Below are 4,559 nucleotides of genomic sequence, written 5' to 3'. Positions count from 1 at the left end.
ACGTTGTTGCCTTCGATGGCGTAGTAACCAGCAGCGTTGGAGCCTGGAGTGAAGCTTATAGTCAAGTTATCGCGTGAGGTTTCTTCGTCATTAGCAACGAAAGTACCGGCGACAGTGCCCTCAGCGGCTGAGTTTTCTTCCAGGGTGTTCGCTGTAACAGTGATCACCGGCACATCGTTATGCAGGTTGACAGTCGGCTGGCCTTCGCCATTCGAATGCGCGCCCGCTGGATCGGTAACAGTCAGGTCGATCTTCGGCAGCTGGTTGCCAGCGTTGACGAAGTCCGCACCTGCCTTGGTCAGCACAACATTGTTGCCGTCGATGGCGTAGTAGCCAGCGTCGTTAGTGCCCGGAGTGAAGGTGATGGTCAGACCCGAACGTGGAGTCTCTTCGTCAGTCGCTGTGAAAGTACCAGCAACAGTACCTACAGCAGCCGAGTTCTCTTCAATCGTAGCCGGAGCAACAGTGATCACCGGCACGTCGTTAACCAACGTCACATCCGGCGTAGCCGCATCGTGCGCGCTGCCTTTATCGGCATCGGTCACGGTCAGATCAATCGCTGGCAGCTTGTTGCCGGCGTTGACGAAGTTCGCACCCGCCAGGGTCAGCACCACGGCATTGCCAACGAGGGTGTAGTAGCCATCTTTGTTGCTGTCGCCGGTGAAGGTGACTTTCAGCTGGGCAACCGGGGTTTCCACATCGCTGACGGTGAAGTTACCGGCAACGGTGCCTTCCGCTACTTGGCCTTCCACCAGGGCGTTGGCGACCACTTCGATGACGGGCAGGTCGTTGACCGAAATCACGTTGATCGGCAGCGTGATCGACTCGGACTTAGACGCCGCAGCGCCATCCTGCGCAGTAGCGGTCACGGTCAGGTTTACCACGCCGTAGGCGTTTGCCACCGGGTTGTAGACCAGGGTGGCTCGGCTCCAGTCGCTGATGTCGACGCTTTGATTGCCAGCCGTCGCGGTAAAGGTGTGGCCCGCGCCATCAGAAATGGTCGCGCCTGCCGGAATGCCGCTGATTTCCAGCTTGAGCGTCTCGGAGCCGTCCTTGTCGGTGGCGTAGGCGTCAATCGCCGACAACTTGATCGCGTGGTCTTCCAGGCCGGTGTTCAGCACCTGGGTCACGCTGATGTTGTCCAGCACGCCGCCGTAGGAGTTGTTGGTATCGCCGGCCGGGGCCTTGAATTCGAGCTTGGCATCACCGTCGGCAGTGACCGGCACCACGAAGGTGTAGGTCTTCATGCCAACAACGGTGGTGTCCAGGGTGCCGACTTTGACGCCGCCCCAGAATACGTCGATCACCGAATCGTTCTCGTGACCGAGACGCGGCGAGTAATCAACCGAGATGCTGTATGCGGTGCCGCTTTCAGCCTTGATGATGGTGTACAGGCTGGAGTCGTCGCCGGCGTTTTTCTCCAGCTCGATGACCTGGCTGTTGCCCGGAGTCTCGACGCCGTAGATGCTGCTTTGGCCGATTTCAACCTTGCCGTCGCTGTTGCCAGTCATCCACTGGGTAGCAGGACCGGTGCCGGCTGCGTTGTTGGCATTGCCGACGGCGACGGTGCCCCACGAACCGTTGAGGTTCGCGCTGTCGAAGTTGATCGCGCTGACGACGCCGCCACCGAGCAGGCCCAGGTGCGGGGTGTCGGTGACCGGTGCAATGGTCACTGGCGCAGTGGTCACGTCGCTGGCTTTACCGCCATTGTCGACCGCCGTGAAGGTGACCGACGTTGTGCCGCTCCAGTCAGCCGTTGGGTTGAAGTAGACCAACGCCTTGCCGTCAGCGCCCGCAGGCACCGAGTCACCGACCTTGAGTTCGGTGGTCATGCTTGCGTCGCTGTACAGCTTGCCGTTCTCCGGCAGGGAGGTGATGACGAAGTTGGCAACCTTGCCATCCACATCGGCGCCACTCAGTACGATCGTGGCCGCGTGGTCTTCATCGGCGCCTGCAGAGCTACCGGTTGCAGTCGGAGCATCGTTGAACAGTTCGACAGTGACCTTGCCATTCGCGGTGCTGGTTTCTGGCGGCTCACGGTCGAGGTTGCCGCCACCGTTATCGGTAACAGCGATGCTCACGGTGCGATCAGTACCGGCCGGGTTGTTGCCCGGAGCCTGGAAGGTGATCGCTTCAACCAGCTTGATGAAGTCGGCGGCGCTGCTGCCGGCCGGCAAGTTGCTGGTCAGGGTGTAGACGATCTTGCCATCGGCGGCGCTGCCGCTTTCGGTGATGGTGATCCCGGCAACGGCGAGGGCCTTGAGCACGTCGGCGTTGGTGAGCAGGTCACCAGACACCAGGTGATCAACGGTTACCACCACTTTGCTGAAGGTTTGGTTGTCGACGTCGGTGATGCTCAGTTTTTCAACCAGTGCCACCGCGCCTTTTTGCTCGACGAACTTGGTGCTCTCGAAGCTGACAACAGGCGCATCGTTGACCGGCACCACGTAGATCACGGAGGTCACTGGCGCCGAATCCGCCTGGCCGTCGTTCACGGTGATGGTCAGGTTGCGGTTGACCGGGCTTGGGTCTTCGCTTTCGCTGGCGAAGTGCACCGAGCGCAGGACTTCCTGGTATTCAGCCTTGGTCGCTTCACCGGACAGGGTCAGCACACCGGTGGTCTTGTCGTAGCTGACGGTGATCTTGGTGTTGCTTACATCCGCGATCAGCACGTCATCGGTCAGGTGGTTGACCAGCGTGACCTTGGCGCTTTGCAGGGTGGTGTTGTCGACGTCGGTGATGGTCAGGTTCGCCGCGACGTAGCCGCCTGGCTTGCCTTCGATGTAGGTGTCGCCGAACGCGTTGGTGGATTCGTTGCCCAGTACCGGGGCGTCGTTGACCGCAGTGACCACCACGCTGATCTTGCCGGTGGTGACTTCTTCAACGCCGGTGCTCAGCTCTTTGGCCGTGGCTTTTACGGTCAGGTCGAAGCTGGCGGTCGAGTCCTTGAACGGGGTAACGCTCAGGGTGCCCAGGTTCCAGGTGCTCACGTCGTACAGCGTGTTTGCGCCGGTCGAGGTGATGGTATGGGTGCCGTCGGTCAGCACGGTGCCTTCCGGCAGGCCGCTGATTTCGACCTTGTGGGATTCCGAGCCGTCGGTGTCGACAAACTTGACGTCAATCGGCGCGAGCTTGATCGCGGTGTCTTCCAGGCCGTGGTTGTAGACGTTGCCGGTGTAATAGCCTTCGCCATTCACCACGTGGCTATCGCCCAGCACCATGCCGGCGTCTTTCAACGCTTCGATACTGGTATAGATCTGCACGCCGCTGCTGCCCAGCGATACCGACGGGCCGCTGTTGACCGACACGTTGACGTTGTAGTTGCCTGGGCCGTTCTGGTTGTAGTGGTAGATGTCGAGGGTGTAGTAACCCGACTCGCTCGGCGTGAAGGCCGACCCGTTAATGCCGCTGCCTTGGCTCCAGGTCTCGGAAGCAACCAGCTTGCCGCCCACGGTGATTGCCAGGCTGTCGTCGGCTGTACCGGTGAAGGTGTAGCTCTTGCCCGCTTCCAGGTAAACCAGGCCGGACACTTTGGTCGCGGTGCCTTCGGCCACGTTGCCGTTGTTCACATCGCTGGTCACGCCCGTGGTGGCTGCGCTACCGGCGGCTTGGCCGTTGATCACTTTGATCAGGGTGTTGGAGTCGGTCACGCCTTGGCCGTTGGTGCCCAGGGCACCCGGCAGGTTGCCGCCGGTCCAGGTTTGAATGGTCAAACCGGTTGGCACTTGGCCGATGGTCAGCACCGGCACATCCGTCACCGGGTGGATATCCACGGTAATGGTTTTGGTGTCGCTGTAGGTGTTGCCGTCGGTGGCCTGGAACTTCAGCTCGGTGTAGTCACCTTGCTTGTTGCCCACGCCGGTGTCGCCGAAGCTGCTATCGCCGGATTCGTTCTCAGCCGGGCTGTAACGCACGTTGTGCGCATCGAAGTCAGCCTGGGTGAAGACCTTGCCTGCCGAGGTGTCGGTTTTCAGGTCGGCCGTGGTGAGCTTGACCCACTCGCCGTCGACTTTGTATTCGATGGAACCGGCCGGCAGGCTGGTGAACACCACGCCTGGGCTGGTGGTGTCTTCATCCTGAACGCCGAAGGTCGCCCAAGTCAGTTCGATTGGGGTGTCTTCGTTGCCTTCGATGTGGTTGTCGATGGCGGTTGGGGTGTCGTCGACCAGGGTGACGGTCGGTTGGCCGGTGCCGTTGGAGTGCAGGCCTTGTGGGTCGGTGACGGTCAGGTCGATTTTTGGCAGCTGGTTGCCGGCGTTGACGAAGTCGGCGCCTGCCTTGGTCAGCACTACGTTGTTGCCGGAGATGGTGTAGTAGCCCTGCGTGTTGCTGCCTGGCGTGAAGCTGATGGTCAGGCCGTCGCGTGGGGTTTCTTCGTCTTTCGCAACGAACGTGCCGGCGACGGTGCCTTCGCTGGCAGTGTCCTCAACAATGGTGTTTGCCGCAATTTCGATCACCGGCGCGTCGTTGTGCAGGTTGACCACTGGCTGGTCGGAACCGTTGGAGTTCAGGCCTTCTGGATCGGTGACGGTCAGGTCGATTTTCGGCAGCTGGTTGCC

General features: G+C 60.7%; 1 protein-coding gene. It reads right to left on the bottom strand.

The genetic code is table 11. The annotated features are described in order from the left end of the window. A partial coding sequence (locus DBR46_RS30255) for an Ig-like domain-containing protein (RefSeq protein WP_256659392.1) occupies window positions 1–4,559 on the bottom strand: 4,559 nt, incomplete at both ends.

Source organism: Pseudomonas sp. KBW05, from assembly GCF_003852405.1.
GTDB lineage: Bacteria > Pseudomonadota > Gammaproteobacteria > Pseudomonadales > Pseudomonadaceae > Aquipseudomonas.
The sequence above is the reverse complement of the archived record's forward strand: the minus strand, read 5'-3'. Positions and strand labels throughout refer to the sequence as shown.